This window comes from Methylobacterium mesophilicum (assembly GCF_022179445.1).
Lineage (GTDB): Bacteria > Pseudomonadota > Alphaproteobacteria > Rhizobiales > Beijerinckiaceae > Methylobacterium > Methylobacterium mesophilicum.
In genome coordinates this window covers 382,984-401,593 of sequence record NZ_BPQU01000001.1, presented here as the reverse complement: position 1 = coordinate 401,593, position 18,610 = coordinate 382,984, and the positions used below count along the sequence as shown (strand labels likewise).

The window sequence follows — 18,610 nt, the reverse complement described above, 5'->3', positions numbered from 1 at the left end:
ATGGACCGCGCCGCGAGCCCCCGGAAGATCTCCGGGTTCGGCGGAAAGGCCCGTGACTGTTCTAGCTCAAGACACCCGATCCGCTGATGAGACCCCGAACGCTCGCCCCGCGAGTGGACTTGGTTCCAACCCCTGATCCGATCTCTTGTTTCAGCGCGCCCTCGTCCATCGAACCGACGTTCCGGTCAGGCCGTGGGCGCTCTCATCGAGACCCTCCCAGGCTCAGGCCTGATCCAGGCCGTATAGCGAGTGGAGCGTGCGCACGGCAAGCTCCGTATAGGCCGCATCGATCAGCACGGAGAACTTGATCTCCGACGTGGTGATCGCGCGGATGTTGATGCCCTTCTCGGCCAGAGCCCGGAACGCCTTCGCCGCGACGCCCGCGTGGCTGCGCATCCCGACGCCGATCGCAGAGACCTTGACTACGTCGGTGGCCCCCTCGATCTGCGCGTAGCCGATCTGCGGGCTCGCCTGGTCGAGGATCGCGCGGGTGCGATCGTACTCGGCGGCCGGCACCGTGAAGGTCATGTCGGTGGTCGACTGGTCCCCCGACACGGTCTGGATGATCATGTCGACGTTGATGTTCGCGTCGGCCAGCGGCCCGAAGATGGCGGCGGCCACGCCGGGGCTGTCCTTGACCCGGCGCAGGGTGATCTGCGCCTCGTCCCGGGAGAACGCGATCCCGGTGATGATCTGCTGTTCCACGATGTCGTCCTCGTCGCAGATGAGGGTGCCCGGGCGCGCGGCGTCCGGCGGATCGAAGGAGGACCGGACCGTGGTCGGCACCCGGTGGACCATGGCGAGTTCCACGGAGCGGACCTGCAGGACCTTGGCGCCGAGCGACGCCATCTCCAGCATTTCCTCGAAGGTCACGCGCTCCATGCGACGGGCCTTCGGCACGATGCGCGGATCGGTGGTGTAGACCCCGTCCACGTCCGTGTAGATGTCGCAGCGCTCGGCCTGGATCGCAGCCGCCACGGCCACCGCCGAGGTGTCCGAGCCGCCGCGCCCGAGGGTGGTCACCCGGCCGGTCTCGGCATGGATGCCCTGGAAGCCGGCGATCACCGCGACCTCGCCCTTGGCGAAGCCCGCTTCAAGGTTCTTCGGGTCGATCTCGGCAATGCGGGCCGAGCCGTGCGCGTCCGAGGTCAGCACGGGGATCTGCCAGCCCTGCCAGGAGCGGGCCTTGAGGCCGTCCTTCTGCAGGGCGACCGCCAGGAGGCCCGCGGTGACCAGCTCGCCCGAGGCCACGACGGCGTCGTACTCGCGCGGGTCGTAGAGCGGGTTGGCGTCCTTGACCCACTCGACCAGTTCGTTGGTTTTGCCGGACATGGCCGACACGATCACGGCGACCTCGTAGCCGGCCGCGACCTCGCGGGCGACGTGGCGGGCCACGTTGCGGATGCGGTCGACCGTGGCGACGGAGGTGCCGCCGAATTTCATCACCAGACGGGGCATGATGGTTCTTCGCGGGTTCCCGGCGGTGACTGGGGACGGACCGCGCTGGCGGGTCCCGGACAGTGCCCGGCGGGTACAAGCGGCTCGTTGAGGTGTCAACAACCGGCCAAGCATGGAACCTGCGAAGGGTGGTGCCGGCGCGCCGCGGCGACGGCCCCGGGGCAGCCGTGCTATGGCGGCCCTGATATGCCGTGTCGGCCGTCCCGACCCGGATCGCCCGGCGCCGGCCGGGCGTCCGGGCCGAGGGGCTGGACTAGCCGGCCTCGACGGAACGGATCGCGCATGGACAGGGCAGCCACGAACCCCGGGACGGACGGCTTCGTCGATCGCGGCGAGGTCGCGCGCTTCGACGCGCTCGCCGCGACCTGGTGGGACGAGGCCGGGCCGATGCGGGTGCTGCACCGCTTCAACCCGGTGCGCCTGGCCTACATCCGCGACGCGCTCTGCCGCCGGTTCGGCCGGGATCCGCAGGCGCCGTTCCCCCTGGACGGCCTGACGCTGTGCGATGTCGGCTGCGGCGGCGGCGTGCTGTCGGAGCCCCTGGCCCGGCTCGGCGCTACGGTGACCGGCCTCGATCCCGCGGAACAGAACATCGCCGTGGCCCGCGCCCACGCCGAGGCCGGCGGCGTGCCGGTGGATTACCGCGGCGAGACCATCGAGGCGGTGGTCGCGTCCGGCCAGAGCTTCGACGCGGTGCTGATCATGGAGGTGGTGGAGCACGTCTCCGACATGCCCGCCTTCGTGCGGACCGCCTGCGCCGCCGTGAAGCCCGGCGGCATGCTGTTCGGCGCGACCCTCAACCGGACCCTGCGCTCGTTCGGGCTCGCCATCGTCGGCGCCGAGTACGTGCTGGGCTGGCTGCCGCGGGGCACGCACGATTGGGAGAAGTTCGTGACGCCCGAGGAATTCCGCCGCGCCATCCAGGCGGGCGGCCTCGACGTCACCGACACGACCGGCGTCGCCTACAATCCCCTCACCGACGGCTGGCGCACCAGCCGGGACAAGGCGGTGAACTACATGGTCGCGGCCGAGCGCCGCGCCTGAACCGGAGCCCCCGTTCGCGGTTGAGACCGCAGCGGAGACCCGAACCATGCTCGAGAAGATTCCCCACGCGCTCGGCGCGGCCCTGTCCGGCCTGAAGGCCGGGATGGAGAAGACCGCCTACCACGCGGATTTCGCCGACGTCCCGGAGACGCTGACGCTGTCGAGCCCCGCCTTCGCGGACGGTGCCGAGATTCCCGCACGCTTCACCGCGGATGGGCCTGGCCTCTCGCCGTCCCTGGCCTGGAGCGGCGTGCCCGAGGGGACCGGCACGCTCGTCCTGCTGGTCGAGGATGCCGGCAGCCCCACGCCGCAGCCGCTCGTTCACCTGATCGTGTGGAATGTTCCGCCCTCCGACGACAGCCTCGACGAGGGGGCGCTGGCGAGCCCCGACCGGCCGGGGGCCCGCATGAGCCTCGGGAAGAACAGCTTCCTGCGGCCGGCATGGCTGCCGCCCGATCCGCCGAGCGGCCATGGACGCCACGCCTACCTGTTCCAGATCTACGCCGTCGAGAGCGCGCTGGACCTGCCCGACAGCCCCGGCCGGGGCGCTTTGCTGGACGCGATGCGCGGGCGGGTTGTCGGCAAGGGCCAGCTCGCGGGCGGCTATGCCCGCCCCTGAACCGGCCCGACCGATGGGCGGGGATTGGACAGGCCCGCGGGTTCGTTTGCGTTGTGCCGGCCGGTGCGCCGGGCTAGTGAGTCGACCAGATACAGCGAGCGCGGACAAGGACTTCTACCGCGTGCGCGGACGTGGACTTCCTCTCTGTTTCGTAGCGTGATCGGTGGGCTTGGATGCGCGCGCGCGGCGGCAGGACACGGACATCGTCGCCCGCGCCCTCGCGGCGTCGAATGTCGGGACCTGGGAGTGGCGGATCGCCGACGATGTCGTGCGCTGCGATTCCGTCGCCGCGACGATGCTCGGCATCCCCCGCTCGGCCACGGGCCACGGCACGACCTACGCGCTGTTCTTCGATCGCGTCCATCCGCAGGACCGGCAGCGGGTCGGCGCCATCGTGAAGAACCTCCAGCGTCATGGCGGGCTCTACGTCGCCCAGTACCGCACAGTGCTGGCGCCTGACGACGTCCGCTGGGTCCTGGCGCGCGGCCGCTTCGTGACGAGCCCGGACGGGATCGTCAGCGAGGCCCGCGGCATCGTCATCGACGTGACCGAAAGCAGCCGCGACGGCTTCCTCGATGAATCCACCTTCTGCGCGATCGATGCCCCCGGGGGCGGGATCGACCGGGTCGCCGAGCTGGCGCTGGCGCTGTTCAATGTGGCCGAGGGCCTGGGCGAGTCGGATTTCGAGCGGCTGAAGCCCCTGATGGACGCGCTGCTGCACGAGATCGGGCGCCAGCTGGTCGAAAGCCCCGCCGTCCTGGCGACCGACAGCGTCCACTGAGGCACCGCGCCTGCGACGCCGTGCCTGCTACGCCTTGCCTTGCGGTGGCGAATCCTGATATGGCGGCGCCATCCCGCGATGCGTGCCCCGTGATCGCTGGACGCGACCCCGCGTCCCGCCTCGCTGACACGTTCCCGATCCCCCGTGAATGGACGGCCCCACCCGGGCTCGAGAAACCGATGAAGATCCGTAATTCCCTCAAGTCCCTGCGCGGCCGTCACCGCGACAACCAGCTCGTGCGCCGCAAGGGCCGGGTCTACGTGATCAACAAGACCCAGAAGCGCTTCAAGGCCCGCCAGGGCTGAGGCCGTCTGCCCGGCTCCGGCCGGGCATCGGAGCGACTTCCCGGCGGGCCGCGACCGGTCGTTCGGGAAGTTGGATGTCGTCAAGCGAAAGCAGCCGCGCCCGGCCGGGCCGCGGCTGCTTTCGCGTGCGCGGCACCGCGGCACGTTGACGAGCGCGATACCGGCGCACACTCTGCCGACATCATGCCGACACGCTTCATCGCCGCCCTGGTCTGCCTGCCGGTTCTGGCCGTGGCGCCCGCCGCCGCAGCCCCCGATACGATACGGCCCGGCCGTGCCGCGCCGGAGGTCAAGTCGGCGCCCGAGGCCAAGCCGGCGCCGAAGCCGGTCAGCCTCGACGACCTGTTCGCTCGCCTGCGCGCCAGCGAGGATCCGGCCGAGGCGAAGGGCATCGCGAAGCTCATCGAGCGCCGTCTCGACGCGTCCGGCAGCCCGACCGCGGACCTGCTCACCGATCGCGCCCGACAGGCCGTCTCGGCCCACGACTTCCCCCTGGCGGCCGAGCTGATGGACCGGGTCACCGCCCTGGAGCCGAACTGGTCGGAGGGGTGGAACCGCCGCGCCACGGTGTTCTGGCTCCTGACCGACAAGGACGACGCCATCGCCGACCTGCGCCGGGCCCTGGTGCTGGAGCCGCGCCATTTCGAGGCCTGGGCCGCCATGGGCCGGATCTACGAATCCCTCGATGACAAGGCCCGGGCTCTCGCAGCCTTTCGCCGGGCGCGGGCGCTCTATCCGAAGATGGAGAAGATCGGCGAGGCGGTCGACCGCCTGGCCCCGGAGGTTGACGGCCGCGACCTGTGAGCCGCGTGGCCGGACTGCTCCTCACGCTCCTCGCCCTCCCCTTCGCGGTCCTGGGTCTGGTTCTCGGCCTGGGCGCGGTCGCGAGCCTCGTGATCGACCTGAAGATCGGGGCCGCGAATCCGCCCGCGGGACCCTTCGTCGAGGTCGCCAGTGGGCGTCTGGCGACGATCCAGGCCGGTCCGGCGAACGGCCGGCCGGTGGTTCTGCTGCACGGCGCCTCGGCCAACGCGTCCGATCCGATGGAGGGCATCGGCCGCCGGCTCGCGGCGGCTGGCTATCGGGTGATCGCCTTCGACCGGCCGGGCTTCGGGTGGAGCGACCGGATCGACGGCGGCGAGGCGGCGGCGCCCGCGATCCAGGCCCGGATCATCGCGGAGGCGCTCGACCGGATGGGCGTCGGCCCGGCGCTGGTGTTCGGGCATTCCTGGGCCGGCGCCCTGGCCCTGGCGCTCGCCCTCGACCATCCGGCGCAGGTCTCGGGCCTCGTCCTGGCCGCACCGGTCGCGATGCCGATGCCGTCGCGGATGCTGGTCCTGCCCTGGTACTGGCGTCTGGCCATCAAGCCGCCCGTGGCCTGGCTTCTCAGCCGCACGATCGGGCCGCCGGCCGCCCAATATTTTCTTCCCGAAACGGCCAAGCGGGTCTTCCTGCCCCAGACGGAGACACCCGGATACCCGGAGCTGGTCCGGGCCTCCCTCGTGCTGAGACCCGGGACGCTGCTCGCCAACGTCCAGGATCTCGTCGGCCTGCCAGCCGCGCTCGCGGCGCAGGGCCCTCGCTACGGAGACCTGCGCGTCCCGACCCTGGTGATCTCCGGCGATGCGGACCCGATCGTCCGCAGCGAGAGCCAGGCGGTGCCGCTGGCGAAGGCGATTCCCGGGGCCCGGCTCGTGCTGCTGCCCGGGATCGGTCACATGCTCCACTTCGTGGCGGCGGAGCGCGTGACCGATGAGATCGTCCGGTTCGCGAGCGAGCAACGGCGCGAGGCTGCACCGCTGCTCAAGGATTAGGTCTCACGCCTTCTCGGCGTGCTCCCGGGTGATGAAGGTGAGCCGCACGAGGTTCGTGGCCCCGGGGGTGCCGAACGGCAGGCCCGCCACCACGATGACCCGGTCCCCCACCGCGGCGAATTTTTCGCGCACGGCGAACTTGGCGGCGCGGAACGACATGTCGTCCACGTCGCTGGCATCCTTCGTGACGATCGGGTGTGTGCCCCAGGCGAGCGCCAGGCGCCGGGCGGTCTCCCGCCGGGGCGTGAGGGCGATGACCGTGGCGTTCGGGCGCTCGCGCGACAGCCGCAGGGCCGTCGAGCCCGAATTGGTCCAGGCCATGATCGCGTCGAGGTTGAGCGCGTCCACCATCTGGTGGGCGGCCGCCGCGATCGCGTCGGCGGCGGTCTCGTCCGGCGTCGCGCTCTGCGCCCGGATGATCGACCAGTAGACCGAGTCGCGCTCCACCTGCTCGGCGATGCGGTTCATGGTCTCCACGGCCCCAACCGGGAACGCGCCGGAAGCGCTTTCGGCGGACAGCATCACGGCGTCCGCGCCCTCGTAGACCGCGGTGGCCACGTCCGAGACCTCGGCGCGGGTCGGGACCGGCGCCGTGATCATCGATTCGAGCATCTGGGTCGCCACCACCACGGGTTTGCCGAAGCGCCGGGCGCTGCGGGTGATCCGCTTCTGCACGCCGGGCACCTGCTCCAGCGGCATCTCCACGCCAAGATCGCCGCGGGCGACCATCAGGCCGTCCGAGATCTCGATGATCTCGTCGAGCCGGGTCAGGGCCTGCGGCTTCTCGATCTTGGCCATCACCAGGGCACGCCCGGCGCAGACCTTCTTGACCTCGGCCACGTCCTCGGGCCGCTGGACGAAGGAGACGGCGATCCAGTCGGCCCCGGCGTTGAGGCCGGCATCGAGGTCGGCCCGGTCCTTCTCGGTCATCGCCGGCACCGGGATCACCGTGTGGGGCAGCGACACGCCCTTGCGGTTCGAGATCTTCCCGCCGACCTCGACCCGGGTGACGGCCCGGTTCTCCGAGGTCTCCAGCACGGTCAGCCGTAGCTTGCCGTCGTCGAGCAGGATCGCGTGGCCGGCTTCCAGGGCCTCCAGGATCTCCGGATGCGGCAGGTGGCAGCGGCTGGCATCGCCGGGCGTGGGGTCTCCGTCGAGCACGAAAGTCGCGCCGGTCTCGATCATCACGGCGCCCTCCGCGAAGGTGCCGAGCCGGAGCTTGGGACCCTGCAGGTCGACCAGGATGCCGATCGGGTGCTTGGCCTCGCGCTCGATCGCGCGGATCACCTCGACCTTCTCGGGCAGCTTCTCGCGCGGCAGGTGGCTCATGTTGAGCCGGAACACGTCCACGCCCGCCCGGAACAGGCGTTCGATCATCTCCGGCGAGTCCGAGGCCGGCCCGAGGGTGGCGACGATCTTTGTACGGCGCGAGCGTTTCAAGCTGGATCCTCCGGGTATTCCGCAGCGCTCGTCTCGGGGTCGGCCCCGGACGGCGTCGGTTCGTTGGGTGCGGGTGTAGGCATCCCGCCCGGGGCAGCGTCAAGGGCGCGACGGCATCCTCAAGGCTTGGCCGGCGCGTCCGCCCGGTTGGGATCGGTGAGCTGGATCGTCCAGCTCTTCTGCTCGCCCGTATCGACCTCGAAGAAGCCGTTCCGGTCGTAGCCGCGAGCCAGGCAATCCTCGACCCCGCGGATCGTGAACTCCGAGTCGCGGGTGCACATCAGCGAGCGCCCGCTCCACTCGCCGCCGCGGGTGTAGTCGACCGCGAACACGTAATAGAACCGCGCCGCCAGCGCCCCCTTCAGGAGCGTCTCGCAGGCTTTCGGGGCCAGGTCCCACCAGCCCTCCGTGACCCAGCCCTGCGGGTCCCGGTAACCGAGCGAGATGCCGACCTTGCTGGCGGTCTGGTTGCACAGACGCAGGTCGGCCTTCGCGGGGCCGGCGCCGAAGAGCGCGATGCCGAGCCCCAGGATCACCGGCACGGCGGCCGGCGAACCGGTCGCCCCCCTCAAAGACCTACCCGACGAGGATGATGCGGCAATCGTTGACATTGGTACGCGTCGGACCGGGGTTCACGAGGTCGCCAAGGGCCGCGAAGAACGCGGTCGAATCGTTCTGCTCCAGCATCGCGGCCGGGTCGAGGCCGGCGGCGCGGGCGCGCTCGAGGGTCGTCGGGTCGACCAGGCCGCCGGCCGGATCGGTGGCGAGGCCGCGCCCGCCGTCGGTGCCGTCGGTGTCGGCACTGATCCCGGAGATGCCGGGCTCACCGTCGAGGGCCACGGCCAGGGCCAGGGCGTATTCCTGGTTCGGGCCGCCATGGCCCTCGCCCCGGATGGTGACGGTGAGTTCACCCCCCGAGATCAGCGCGACGCGCTGCCCGGCCGCCTTGTAGCGCTTGGCCTCGCTCGCGTGCACGGCCGCGACCTCCCGGGCCTCGCCTTCGAGGTCGGCGCCCAGCATGATCGGCTCGTAGCCCGCGTCCCGGGCCGCCTGGGCGGCCGCCTCCAGGGCGTCGATCGGCCGGGCGATGATGCGGTACTCGGCCCGGGCGAAGGCGGGATCTCCGGCCTTGGGGGTTTCGTTGTTCGGGTCGTTCAGGAGCCGGACGGCCGTCTCCGGCAGCGGGATGCCCCGGCGCTCGCAGATGGCGCGGGCATCCGCCAGGGTCGAGGGATCGGGCACGGTCGGGCCCGAGGCGATCACCGCCGGATCGTCGAACGGCACGTCCGAGATGGCGAGCGTCAGGATCCGCCGGGCGTTGCGGGCGGCCATGGCGAGCCGGCCGCCTTTGATCCGCGAGATGTGCTTGCGGACGGTGTTGATCTCGCCGATCGGGGCGCCGGAGCGGAGCATCGCCCGGGTGATCGCCTGCTTCTCGGCCAGGGTCATGTCCCCGGCCGGCGCGATCCAGTTGGCGGAGCCGCCGCCGGACAGGAGCACCAGCACCTCGTCGTCCGGGCCGGCCTCGGTGGCGAGCCGCAGGGCCTCCTGGGTCGCGGCGATGCCGGCCTCGTCGGGGACCGGGTGCCCCGCCTCGACCATGTGGATGCCCGGAGCGTCCTGTCCGTAGCCGTGCCGCGCCACCGCGAGGCCGACGATGCGGTCGTCACCGAGCCCGTGCTTCTGCCGGTAGAACCGGCTGGCCACCGCGCTCATGCTGCCGGCCGCCTTGCCGGCCGCCAGGATGATCAGGCGTCCGGGGCTCGGTTCCGGCAGGTGCGCGGGCAGGCACAGGTCCGGATGGGCGGCGCGGATGCCGGCGGTCAGGAACGCTTCGAGGAGGGCGCGCTGCGCGGCGGGGGCGGCGTTGGGCGGGACGGTTTCGGACATGGCGTCGGACGGGCTCCTCACAGGATGTTCTTGCGTGCGATCCCCGCCCATTCATTGGTGGACGGCGGGCCCGTTTCTTGCCGTGAGCGCACGTTGTTTGGTAGGCATCTGGCCTCGTCAGGTGATCTGCCCGAGCCGCCGCCCCACGGCAAGCGCGATCGGTGCCGTCCCACAGATCCAACCCTCGGAGCCCCGTGACCCGTCCGGAGACTGAATCGCGCGCCCACGCCCCGCATCCGTGCGAAATCCTCCCCGGCGATCCCGCCTGCGGGCTCATCATCGCGTGCGATCATGCGTCGAACTTCGTGCCCCCGGACATCGAGCTCGGCGTGCCGGAACCCGAGTTCGCGCGCCACATCGCGTACGATATCGGCGCCGCGGCGGTGACGCGCGGGCTCGCGGCCCGGTTGAACGTGCCGGCGGTCCTGACGAACTTCTCGCGCCTGATCATCGACCCGAACCGCGGCCGGGCCGACCCGACCCTGGTGATGCGCCTGTCCGATGGCGCCGTGGTGCCGGGCAATGCCCGCATCGACGAGGCCGGCAAGCAGGCCCGGATCGCGCGCTTCTACGCGCCGTTCGATGCCGCCATCGACGCGGCGATCGCGGCGGCCCAGGCGGCCGGGCGTCCGCCGGCGATCCTGACCATGCACAGCTTCACGCCCTACTGGCGCGGCATCGCGCGGCCCTGGCAGGTCGGCATCCTGTACGACCGGGACGAGCGCCTCGCCCGGCCGCTGATCGAAGCGCTCGCGGCCGATCCGGCCGGGCTTACGGTGGGCGACAACCAGCCCTATGGCGGCGGCCTGCCGGGCGATACGATCGACCGCCACGCCACCGCCCGCGGCTTGGCCAACGCGCTGGTGGAGATCCGCCAGGACCTCATCGCGGGCGAGGCCGGGCAGGAGGAATGGGCCGAGCGCTTCGCCCGCATCCTGCGGCCGCTCATCGCGGCTTGATCGGGACGCGGCCGATCCCGAGATGCGTGCCGACAACCCTCAGCCGAAAGCGTTTCCACGATGCCTGAGATCGACCCGCAGACCCAGACCGAACTCGAAGCCGCAGTGTTCCGCCGGCTCGTGTCGCACCTGCGCAACCGCACAGACGTGCAGAACATCGACCTGATGAACCTGGCGGGCTTCTGCCGGAACTGCCTGTCGAACTGGCTCAAGGATGCCGCCGACGAGAGAGGTGTGCCGCTCACCAAGGACGAGAGCCGCGAGGCCGTCTATGGAATGCCCTACGCCGACTGGAAGGCGAAGCACCAGACCGAGGCGAGCCCCGAGCAGCAGGCGGGTTTTTCGGCTTCGCAGGCCAAGGATCACTGACCGGGCGAGAGGGGCGGCGAGAATCGGCTAAGCTTCCGGTAAGTTCGGCCCGTTAACCACCGGTCCAGGGCGCAACCGCGCCGCGCATCCCGGAGAGCCCCATGAACGCCCATTCGATGCCCACCGCAACAGCCCAACGGCCCGGCGGCGACGTCTCGTCGTCCGAGGGCGTGGCCGCCGACGAGCTGAAGCAGTTCATCGAGCGCCTGGAGCGCCTGGAGGAAGAGAAGGCCGGCATCATGGGCGACATCAAGGAGGTGTTCGCCGAATTGAAGGGCCGGGGCTTCGACGCGAAGGCGGTGCGCACGATCATCCGGATCCGCAAGCAGGATCATAGCGAGCGCCAGGAGCAGGAGGCGATCCTCGAACTCTACATGCAGGCGCTGGGCATGGCGTAGGACTTCCGCTGCGGAGCCGGCACCAGGTTCGGCGGCCGGAGCGAGATCGGAATCGAACAGGGCCGTACCCCACCGGGTGCGGCCCTTCGCTTAGTGGGTGGGAGCTTCGGGCGGAGGTCAGTGCCCCCCGGCGGCATGCTCTTCCTCGACCAGGCCCAGCGTCCGGCCCGGATGTCCGGCCGCGTCGAAATACCGGGTCTCGCCGACCGTCTGGTAGTTCAGCACCGTCACGATGCCGGCGGCGTCCGGATCCGAGCGGCGGATATGCGTCTGGGCCGCCGGCCGCGCGCCGTTCACCATCGCCTCCGTCAGCACGCGGCCGACGAGCTTGCCCTTGGCGGGGATGTCGAGATCCAGGATCCGCGCGATGGTTTTGCCGAGGTCGGCATTGCTCGCCGGGATGTCGCTCTCCACGCCGCCGCGGAAGCTCGGGCCGACCGCGCCCATGACGTTGCGGGTGTCGGAGCGCGCGAAGCTTCCGTGCATGCCCTGGCCCTGCTGAAGCGTGGTGTCCGACACCTCGACGCCGCAGGTGGTGGGATCGGCGCAGCCAGTGGAGAAGCTGCGGAAGTTCACCACGATCGCGGGCATCGGGGTCAGGGCCGAGCCGTCGAGGGCGATGGCCGAGAGCGGCAGGGTCCCGGGGATGGCGCCGAGCGCGTCGCTGACGAACAGGCCGCTGACGTAATCCTGGCGGGACAGCGCCTGGACGACCTTCCGGGCGAGCGCGGTGTCGCCGTTCGGAACGTAGACGAGGTCCGAGCCGCCATTGGCCGCCACCACCACGTCGGGCTTGGCCGGATCGGCGCCGATCAGGCCGTTGGCGCGGCTCGGAAAGGTCCCGGCCTCCACCGTGACGCCCTTGGCGTCAGGATCGAACAGCGTCAGGCCGAGGTCGTGCGCCAGGTCGATGGCGAGGAAGCCCGGGGGCAGCTGCCGGGCCGGCACGCCTTTGTAGGATTGCCCGGCGGCGAAACTCGAGGCGCTCTCCTTCGAGATCGTTGAGAAGCCGTGATCCGAGGTCAGGACGAGGTCGGTCGTCTCGGCCAGTCCCTGCTCGCGCAGGGCGGCCTGGAGGGCGGCGAGGTTGTCGTCGGCGTTGTGGATGGCGGCCAGGCTGGTCGGCCCGTTGATGCCCGGCACCAGCCGCCCGAGACTGTCTCCCTGGTTGTGCTGCGTCCCGTCGGGATCGCGCGACCAGAATACCAGCACGAACGGCTTCTGCCGGGCCTTGAACAGCGGCAGCACCGCCTTGGTGGCGACCGCGGTGAAATAGGCCTGCTGCTCGACATTGGCGGCCAGCGTGCCGGGCTTCTCGGCGGTGCCGGCCTGGCCGTTGGCGCCGCGGGTCGGAGTCTGTTCCGGCAGGTTGACCTCCTTGAGCCGGGCGCGGACCGCGTCGCCGAGCGGGATGCCGCCGGCCCGGCCGGTGCTGTCGTCGATGTGGATGTTGGACTGGCCGGAGCGCTCGGTGTGATCGAAGACCAGGGACGGTCCGAGCTTGCCGATGCTGGCGGTGGAGAACCCTTTGGCGCGGGCGGCCTCCAGGATCGTCTCCTCGTTGAGGTAATTGCCGGCGAAATGCTCGTCGACGTCGCCAAGCACGGGGTCGCTCTCCAGGAACGGGGTCAGGCTGTCGCCGGCGCCGGGCACCGGGAAGGCGGTGTAGATCGTGTTCCCGAACTGGCCGGTATCGCCGAGCATGTGGCCGGTCGCCATCGCGGTGGCGTTCGGCATCGTGAAGGTCGGAAACAGGGAGTGCGAATTGGTGAAGCGCACGCCGGTCTTCATCAGCCGGTCCATGGCCGGGGTGTTCTGCGGGTTCACCATCCCGGCCCGCAAACCGTCGGCCACGAACAGGATGACGTTGTGGGGCCGCATCTCGGCCTGGGCGCCCCCCGAGGCGCACAACCCCACGAGGCCTGCAACGATGACGCGACGCATGACGAATCTCCGACCGAACCGGGCAGCGGCGTGGCCGGGGAACATCACAGCGCCATGACAGCCGCTGGCCCGGCGGCGGCGTCCCGGTTCGGGGGTATTGCATCCGATTGGGGGTTCGGAGACTCGCGGATAGGGCAGTCGCGGAGCCGAAGATCGCCGGAAACACGTAGAGCGCCCGGTCTTAATCCGAGCCGGTCCGATCCTTCCACACGGAGGAACCGGAGGATGAATGCTGAGGACCAGGTTTCTTCCACAGACAACGTCCGGCGTCGCGTAACGCCGTCACCGAGACCTTGACGGTAGCGAGTTCTTTCCTGAAAGAGTGAGTAACCGCATCCGGTATGCCACATTGAAGGGCAGCCAGCGGACGCTTGAACGCTCTTGAGACGCGGTCTTACCCGGCCCGTGGACTGCAGGCGCGCAGCGAATCCAACACGATCGACACGCCAGACCGGGATGCGCCGATGCGGACGCGGCCCGGGACGCGCTTGGGAGAGGAAACGATGATCCTGACGAAACGCTCTCTAGTGGCCGCCCTGCTCGGCGCCACCGCGCTCGGGCTGGCGCCGGCCCAGGCTGCCGACCCGATCAAGATCGGGCTTACCGGTCCCTATACGGGTGGCTCCTCCTCGATGGGCGTCTCGATGCGCGACGGCGCCAAGCTCGCCGCCGCCGAGATCAACAAGAACGGTGGCGTCCTCGGCCGCCAGATTCAGCTGATCGAGCGCGACGACGAGGCCAAGAACGAGGTCGGCGCCCAGGTCGCGCAGGAGTTGATCAACAAGGAGAAGGTCGTCGCCACGGTGGGCTTCATCAACACCGGCGTGGCGCTTGCGGCCCAGCGCTTCTACCAGGAAGCCGAGATCCCGGTGTTCAACAACGTCGCCACCGGCACGGTCATCACCAACCAGTTCAAGGAGCCGGATTACGACGTGAACTACGTCTTCCGGAACTCGGCCTACGACGTGCTGCAGGCCGGCATGATGGTCGATGAGGCGCTGGCGCAGAACTACAAGAAGATCGCGATCCTCGCGGACTCGACCAATTACGGTCAGCTCGGCCGCGAGGACATCGAGAAGTACCTGGCGACCAAGGGCGTGAAGCCGGTCGCGGTCGAGAAGTTCAACATCAAGGACGTCGACATGACGGCCCAGCTGCTGAAGTCGCAGCAGGCCGGCGCCGACGTGATCCTGGCCTACGGCATCGGCCCGGAGCTGGCCCAGGTCGCCAACGGCATGGCCAAACTCGGCTGGAAGGTGCCGATCATCGCGTCCTGGCCGGCCTCGATGCAGAGCTTCATCGATATCGCCGGCACCAACGGCAACGGCGTGATCATGCCGCAGACCTTCATCGAGGATAAGACGCTGGCCAAGCGCGCGTCCTTCCTCGACGATTACTACAAGACCTACGGCGTGACCAAGATTCCGACCCCGGTGGCCGGCGCCCAGGGCTACGATTCGGTCTACCTGATCGCCGCGGCGATCAAGCAGGCGGGCTCGACCAACGGTCCGAAGATCCGCGAAGCCCTCGAAGGCCTGAACACCAAGGTCGAGGGCGTGGTGACCACCTACGATCACCCGTTCACCGCCAAGGACCACAACGCGATCTCGCGCAACATGGTCGTGTTCGGCAAAGTCCAGGACGGCAAGATCGTCTACGCCAAGCCGGAAGACGCCAAGAACGCCGGCGTGGTCCGCGTCAAGGAAAAGTCCTCGAACTGATCGCCTCGTGATCGCCTGCCCCGGGCGCCGCCCGGGGCAGGCTGCCGTCACCGCTCCCGCCGCCCGTTCCTGAGACGGCCTTCCATGACCATCTTCCTTCAGCTCGTCGCCTCGGGCGTCGCGGTCGGCATGATCTACGCCGCCATCGCGTTCGGCTACCAGCTCACCTTCGCCACCTCGAAGACCCTGAATTTCGGCCAGGGCGAGGCTCTGGCGCTCGGCGCCCTGTTCGGGCTGACGCTGGCGCCGTTCACGGGCTACTGGCTGATGATCCCGCTGGTGCTGGTCTTCGGCTTTGCCCTCGGGGCTGTGGTCGAGCGGCTCGCGGTTCGTCCGGCGATCAAGATCAAGTCCGAGTACGGGTGGATCATGGCCACCATCGCGCTCGGGATCATATTCCGGAACCTCGCCGAGAACATCTGGGGCCGGGACGACCTGAAGTTCCCCTCCCCGCTGCCCGACGCGGCGGTGGAGGTCGGCGGCGTCCGCGTCCTGCCGATGGAGATGCTGATCGTCGCCGGCGCGCTGCTGATGATGCTCTGCGTCGAGATCTTCAATCGCAAGTCGATCTGGGGGAAGGCGGTCGTGGCCACCTCCAACGACATCGACGCCGCCGGCCTGATGGGCATCAACACCAAGCGGATCATCACCCTCTCCTACTCGATCAGCGCCATGACGGCGGCCTTCGCGGGCGTGCTCGTGGCTCCGGTGACGCTCACCGGGGCCACCATGGGCGCGGTGCTGGCCCTGAAGGCGTTCGCGGTGGCGATCATCGGCGGTCTGGAATCCGGCCTCGGCGTGATCGTCGGCGGCCTGATCCTCGGCGTCGCGGAAACGCTGACCGGCTTCTACATCTCGACCGGCTACAAGGACGTGCCGGGCCTGATCCTCCTCCTCGTTGTGCTCTCGATCCGCCCGGTCGGCCTGTTCGGCAAGGCCGTGATCAAGAAGGTCTGACATCCATGGCGCAATCCGCCCTCGCGCCCGCCGCCGCCGATCACGCGCCGGCCCCGAACGCCCGCGGTCTCGGCCTCGTCGGCGCCGTGCTGCTGGTCGTCGCCCTCGTGACGTTCCCCCTGGTGGTCACGAGCACCTATTACATCCACCTGCTGACCGTGATCGCGATCTACGCGATCCTGATCCTCGGCCTCGATATCGTGGTCGGCTATACCGGCCAGGTCTCGCTCGGCCATGCCGGCCTGTTCGGCATCGGGGCCTACGCGGCCGCGACGCTGTTCCTGCACTTCAAGATCGGCATCTGGCTCGGGCTGGTCGCGGGCGTCGGCGTGACGGCGGCCTTCGGGGTCCTGCTGGCGGTCCCGGCCCTGCGGGTGACCGGGCCGTATCTGGCGATGGTCACGCTGGCCTTCGGCACGATCATCCAGATCTTCATCAACGAGCTGACGCCGATCACCAACGGTCCGCTCGGCATCACCCTGCCGCCGGCCCGGGTGCTCGATTTCTCGCTGATCGGCATGCAGGCACCCTGGGGGGCGGCCGGCCGGAAGCTCGAATTCTACTATCTCGTCTGCGCGGCGCTGCTGCTCACCATCCTGGTGGTGAACCGGGTGGTGCGCTCGCCCTTCGGCCGGGCCTTCGAGGCGCTGCGCGACTCGCCGATCGCCTGCGACTGCATGGGCGTCAGCGTCTATCGCTATAAGGTCTACGCCTTCGTGGTCTCGGCGGCGCTGGCCGGCTTGGCCGGCGCGTTGTTCGCCTGGTCCGAGCGCTACGTGGCGCCGAACTCCTACGGGTTCGAGCTGACGGTGCTGTTCCTGCTCGCGGTCACCATGGGCGGGCGCAAGTCGCGCTCCGGGCCGCTGATCGGCTCCGCGATCATCGTGATGATGCCCAACATCCTGGCCGATATCGAGCTCGTCCGGATCATGGCGGGCCTCATCGCGGCCGCGGCCGTGATCGTCGGCGCCCTCGCCTTCCTCCGCAAGCAGCCGAACCGCTACGCGATCCTGGTGCCGGTGGTGCTGTGCGTGCTGTTCCTGCCGGCGACCCTGGCGCTGCAATCGGTCACCGATTTCCGCCTGACGGTCTTCGGCCTGATGATCCTGTTCGTGGTCTACTACCTGCCGGACGGCATCGTCGGCTTCCTGCGCCAGAAGATCCCGGCGCTGCGGCCGGCCCATACGGCGGAGGGCCGCGACCTCGCCGCCGGCGGTGCCGCGCTGATCGCCCAGCGCGGCGATGCCGGCGGGGACGCGCTGCTGAAGGTCGAGCAGGTGCTGATGCAGTTCGGCGGCCTGAAGGCGCTCGCCGGGATCGACCTGACCGTGAAGCCGGGCACGATCCACGGCCTGATCGGGCCGAACGGCTCGGGCAAGAGCACGATGATGAACGTGCTCACCGGCATCTACAAACCCACGGCCGGGTCGGTGACGCTGGCGGTGGCCGGCGGCCGGCGCCTCGACGGGCGCACGCCCTCCGAGATCGCCCTGTCGGGGGTGGCTCGCACCTTCCAGAACGTGCAGCTGTTCCACGAGATGACCGCGCTGGAGAACGTGCTGGTTGGCCTGCACCACACCTTCCGGGGCACGATCTTCGACGCGATCCTCGGCACGCCCCGCCGCCGGCGCGAGGAGCGCGAGGCCCGGGCCCGCGCCATGTCGATCCTGGACTTCATGGGGCTCGGCGCCCTCGCCCAGGAGGAGGCGCGCAACCTGCCCTACGGCAAGCAGCGCCTGCTGGAGATCGGCCGGGCGCTCGCCCTCGATCCCGTGCTCCTGCTGCTCGACGAGCCGGCCGCCGGCCTCACCGCGCCCGACATCGCCGACCTCGTGGCGATCATCCGCAAGATCCGCGACGCCGGCATCACGGTGATCCTGATCGAGCACCACATGGACGTGGTCATGGGCCTGTGCGACCGGGTCAGCGTCCTGGATTTCGGCCACAAGATCGCCGAGGGCGGCGCCCGCGAGGTGCAGCAGGATCCCAAGGTGATCGAGGCCTATCTCGGCGCCCCTGACGACATGGGCGGCAGCAGCCCGGAGCACGCCCATGCTTGAGGTCGCCGACCTTCACGCCGGCTACGGCCAGATCGAGGTCCTGCACGGACTCACGTTCCAGGTGCCGAAGGGCCAGGTGGTCACGTTGATCGGCTCCAACGGCGCCGGCAAGACCACGACCATGCGGGCGCTCTCAGGGATGATCCGCCCGCGCGCCGGCACGATCCGCCTCAACGGCCGCGAGATCGGCGGCCTCGACAGCCACGATGTCGCCCGCGAGGGTCTGGCGCATTCGCCGGAGGGCCGCCGGGTGTTCCCGACCCTGTCGGTGGAGGACAACCTGACGCTCGGCGCCTTTCCGCGCCTGACCGGGTCCCGGCCGAAGGGCGATGTCGCGGCCGACCGCGAGCGCGCCTTCAGCCTGTTCCCACGCCTCAAGGAGCGACGCACCCAGCTCGCCGGCACCCTTTCTGGCGGCGAGCAGCAGATGCTGGCCATGGGCCGCGCCCTGATGCTGCGCCCGGAGATCCTTCTGCTGGACGAGCCGTCCATGGGGTTGGCGCCCAAGCTGGTGGAGGAGGTGTTCCGCATCATCCGCCAGCTCAAGGAGGAGCGCGTGACGATGCTGCTGGTCGAGCAGTTCGCCATGGCGGCGCTCGGGGTGGCCGACCACGCCTACGTTCTTGAGAACGGACGCATCCGATTCCAGGGGCCGGCCGCGCAGCTCAAGAGCGACCCGGCGGTACGCGCGGCCTATCTCGGCGGCGGCCATTGAGCCGGCCGGCGGCCTGAAAACGGGAACGGCCGCGATCGTCTCCGATGGCGGCCGCCCCCTGAGCCTATCAGGGAGGCTTTTGCCCCCCTCGCGGTGGTCCCGGATAGCGGCGCGCCGGTTTTCCTCAGCCCCGGCG

The 18,610-nt window shown here is 69.9% G+C and carries 18 protein-coding genes; 13 read left to right on the top strand and 5 right to left on the bottom strand.

Translation table 11 applies throughout. The annotated features are described in order from the left end of the window. Positions 1–222: 222 nt before the first annotated feature. Complete coding sequence (locus MFF40_RS02045) at positions 223–1,458, bottom strand: aspartate kinase (RefSeq protein WP_147854288.1); 1,236 nt, start codon at positions 1,456–1,458, stop codon at positions 223–225. Between the two features lie 282 nt (positions 1,459–1,740). On the opposite strand from MFF40_RS02045, the gene ubiG reads away from it, so the two are divergent. The 6 genes from ubiG to MFF40_RS02015 all read left to right on the top strand — a co-directional run bounded on the left by ubiG (position 1,741) and on the right by MFF40_RS02015 (position 6,021). Then, a complete protein-coding gene (gene ubiG / locus MFF40_RS02040; RefSeq protein ID WP_147854289.1) occupies positions 1,741–2,502 on the top strand; it encodes a bifunctional 2-polyprenyl-6-hydroxyphenol methylase/3-demethylubiquinol 3-O-methyltransferase UbiG in 762 nt (253 codons plus the stop codon). A 46-nt stretch (positions 2,503–2,548) separates the two neighbouring features. Next, positions 2,549–3,121, top strand: a complete 573-nt coding sequence (locus tag MFF40_RS02035; protein WP_147854290.1) for a YbhB/YbcL family Raf kinase inhibitor-like protein — start codon at positions 2,549–2,551, stop codon at positions 3,119–3,121. A gap of 163 nt (positions 3,122–3,284) precedes the next feature. Beyond that, complete coding sequence (locus tag MFF40_RS02030; protein WP_147854291.1) at positions 3,285–3,902, top strand: PAS domain-containing protein; 618 nt, start codon at positions 3,285–3,287, stop codon at positions 3,900–3,902. A 179-nt stretch (positions 3,903–4,081) separates the two neighbouring features. Beyond that, on the top strand, positions 4,082–4,207 hold the full coding sequence (gene ykgO, locus MFF40_RS02025) for a type B 50S ribosomal protein L36 (protein ID WP_003601867.1): 126 nt from the start codon (positions 4,082–4,084) through the stop codon (positions 4,205–4,207). Positions 4,208–4,390: 183 nt separating this feature from the next. Continuing rightward, positions 4,391–5,011 carry a tetratricopeptide repeat protein gene (locus tag MFF40_RS02020; RefSeq protein ID WP_187277679.1) on the top strand — a complete coding sequence of 207 codons (621 nt, stop codon included), beginning with the start codon at positions 4,391–4,393 and terminating at the stop codon, positions 5,009–5,011. Further along, positions 5,008–6,021 carry an alpha/beta fold hydrolase gene (locus MFF40_RS02015; protein ID WP_147854293.1) on the top strand — a complete coding sequence of 338 codons (1,014 nt, stop codon included), beginning with the start codon at positions 5,008–5,010 and terminating at the stop codon, positions 6,019–6,021. The genes MFF40_RS02020 and MFF40_RS02015 overlap by 4 nt, the downstream gene beginning before the upstream one ends. Before the next feature lie 3 nt (positions 6,022–6,024). Here MFF40_RS02015 and pyk read toward each other — a convergent pair whose 3' ends face one another. The 3 genes from pyk to MFF40_RS02000 all read right to left on the bottom strand — a co-directional run bounded on the left by pyk (position 6,025) and on the right by MFF40_RS02000 (position 9,351). Beyond that, the gene (pyk, locus tag MFF40_RS02010) at positions 6,025–7,461 is read right to left on the bottom strand and encodes a pyruvate kinase (protein ID WP_147854294.1); all 1,437 of its coding nucleotides are present in this window, start codon (positions 7,459–7,461) and stop codon (positions 6,025–6,027) included. 119 nt (positions 7,462–7,580) lie between these two features. Beyond that, positions 7,581–8,072 (bottom strand): DUF1036 domain-containing protein, encoded by a 492-nt coding sequence (locus MFF40_RS02005; protein WP_378997295.1) that lies wholly within the window; start codon positions 8,070–8,072, stop codon positions 7,581–7,583. Further along, complete coding sequence (locus MFF40_RS02000; RefSeq protein WP_238259516.1) at positions 8,038–9,351, bottom strand: glycerate kinase type-2 family protein; 1,314 nt, start codon at positions 9,349–9,351, stop codon at positions 8,038–8,040. The genes MFF40_RS02005 and MFF40_RS02000 overlap by 35 nt, the downstream gene beginning before the upstream one ends. A 194-nt stretch (positions 9,352–9,545) precedes the next feature. Here MFF40_RS02000 and MFF40_RS01995 point away from each other — a divergent pair, with 194 nt between their 5' ends. The 3 genes from MFF40_RS01995 to MFF40_RS01985 all read left to right on the top strand — a co-directional run bounded on the left by MFF40_RS01995 (position 9,546) and on the right by MFF40_RS01985 (position 11,077). After that, positions 9,546–10,310, top strand: coding sequence for an N-formylglutamate amidohydrolase (locus MFF40_RS01995; RefSeq protein ID WP_147854570.1), 765 nt, complete (start codon positions 9,546–9,548; stop codon positions 10,308–10,310). A gap of 60 nt (positions 10,311–10,370) precedes the next feature. Continuing rightward, a complete protein-coding gene (locus tag MFF40_RS01990) occupies positions 10,371–10,679 on the top strand; it encodes a DUF1244 domain-containing protein (RefSeq protein ID WP_147854571.1) in 309 nt (102 codons plus the stop codon). A gap of 101 nt (positions 10,680–10,780) precedes the next feature. Beyond that, positions 10,781–11,077 (top strand): DUF2312 domain-containing protein, encoded by a 297-nt coding sequence (locus MFF40_RS01985; RefSeq protein ID WP_092039624.1) that lies wholly within the window; start codon positions 10,781–10,783, stop codon positions 11,075–11,077. 117 nt (positions 11,078–11,194) lie between these two features. Here the strand turns inward: MFF40_RS01985 and MFF40_RS01980 are convergent, their stop codons facing one another. Next, complete coding sequence (locus tag MFF40_RS01980) at positions 11,195–13,021, bottom strand: alkaline phosphatase family protein (RefSeq protein WP_238259515.1); 1,827 nt, start codon at positions 13,019–13,021, stop codon at positions 11,195–11,197. A gap of 503 nt (positions 13,022–13,524) precedes the next feature. On the opposite strand from MFF40_RS01980, the gene MFF40_RS01975 reads away from it, so the two are divergent. The 4 genes from MFF40_RS01975 to MFF40_RS01960 all read left to right on the top strand — a co-directional run bounded on the left by MFF40_RS01975 (position 13,525) and on the right by MFF40_RS01960 (position 18,474). Further along, positions 13,525–14,742 carry an ABC transporter substrate-binding protein gene (locus MFF40_RS01975; RefSeq protein ID WP_147854573.1) on the top strand — a complete coding sequence of 406 codons (1,218 nt, stop codon included), beginning with the start codon at positions 13,525–13,527 and terminating at the stop codon, positions 14,740–14,742. Positions 14,743–14,826: 84 nt separating this feature from the next. Beyond that, the gene (locus MFF40_RS01970) at positions 14,827–15,699 is read left to right on the top strand and encodes a branched-chain amino acid ABC transporter permease (RefSeq protein WP_147854574.1); all 873 of its coding nucleotides are present in this window, start codon (positions 14,827–14,829) and stop codon (positions 15,697–15,699) included. A 5-nt stretch (positions 15,700–15,704) separates the two neighbouring features. Continuing rightward, on the top strand, positions 15,705–17,759 hold the full coding sequence (locus MFF40_RS01965; RefSeq protein WP_147854575.1) for a branched-chain amino acid ABC transporter ATP-binding protein/permease: 2,055 nt from the start codon (positions 15,705–15,707) through the stop codon (positions 17,757–17,759). Beyond that, on the top strand, positions 17,752–18,474 hold the full coding sequence (locus MFF40_RS01960; RefSeq protein WP_147854576.1) for an ABC transporter ATP-binding protein: 723 nt from the start codon (positions 17,752–17,754) through the stop codon (positions 18,472–18,474). The genes MFF40_RS01965 and MFF40_RS01960 overlap by 8 nt, the downstream gene beginning before the upstream one ends. Positions 18,475–18,610 lie beyond the last annotated feature (136 nt).

Coding starts and splice junctions, on each gene's coding strand:
- MFF40_RS02045 (WP_147854288.1), bottom strand. CDS start 1,458: ATGCCCCGTCTGGTGATGAAATTCGGCGGCACCTCCGTCGCCACGGTC.
- ubiG (WP_147854289.1), top strand. CDS start 1,741: ATGGACAGGGCAGCCACGAACCCCGGGACGGACGGCTTCGTCGATCGC.
- MFF40_RS02035 (WP_147854290.1), top strand. CDS start 2,549: ATGCTCGAGAAGATTCCCCACGCGCTCGGCGCGGCCCTGTCCGGCCTG.
- ykgO (WP_003601867.1), top strand. CDS start 4,082: ATGAAGATCCGTAATTCCCTCAAGTCCCTGCGCGGCCGTCACCGCGAC.
- MFF40_RS02020 (WP_187277679.1), top strand. CDS start 4,391: ATGCCGACACGCTTCATCGCCGCCCTGGTCTGCCTGCCGGTTCTGGCC.
- MFF40_RS02005 (WP_378997295.1), bottom strand. CDS start 8,072: ATGTCAACGATTGCCGCATCATCCTCGTCGGGTAGGTCTTTGAGGGGG.
- MFF40_RS02000 (WP_238259516.1), bottom strand. CDS start 9,351: ATGTCCGAAACCGTCCCGCCCAACGCCGCCCCCGCCGCGCAGCGCGCC.
- MFF40_RS01990 (WP_147854571.1), top strand. CDS start 10,371: ATGCCTGAGATCGACCCGCAGACCCAGACCGAACTCGAAGCCGCAGTG.
- MFF40_RS01985 (WP_092039624.1), top strand. CDS start 10,781: ATGAACGCCCATTCGATGCCCACCGCAACAGCCCAACGGCCCGGCGGC.
- MFF40_RS01980 (WP_238259515.1), bottom strand. CDS start 13,021: ATGCGTCGCGTCATCGTTGCAGGCCTCGTGGGGTTGTGCGCCTCGGGG.
- MFF40_RS01975 (WP_147854573.1), top strand. CDS start 13,525: ATGATCCTGACGAAACGCTCTCTAGTGGCCGCCCTGCTCGGCGCCACC.
- MFF40_RS01970 (WP_147854574.1), top strand. CDS start 14,827: ATGACCATCTTCCTTCAGCTCGTCGCCTCGGGCGTCGCGGTCGGCATG.
- MFF40_RS01965 (WP_147854575.1), top strand. CDS start 15,705: ATGGCGCAATCCGCCCTCGCGCCCGCCGCCGCCGATCACGCGCCGGCC.
- MFF40_RS01960 (WP_147854576.1), top strand. CDS start 17,752: ATGCTTGAGGTCGCCGACCTTCACGCCGGCTACGGCCAGATCGAGGTC.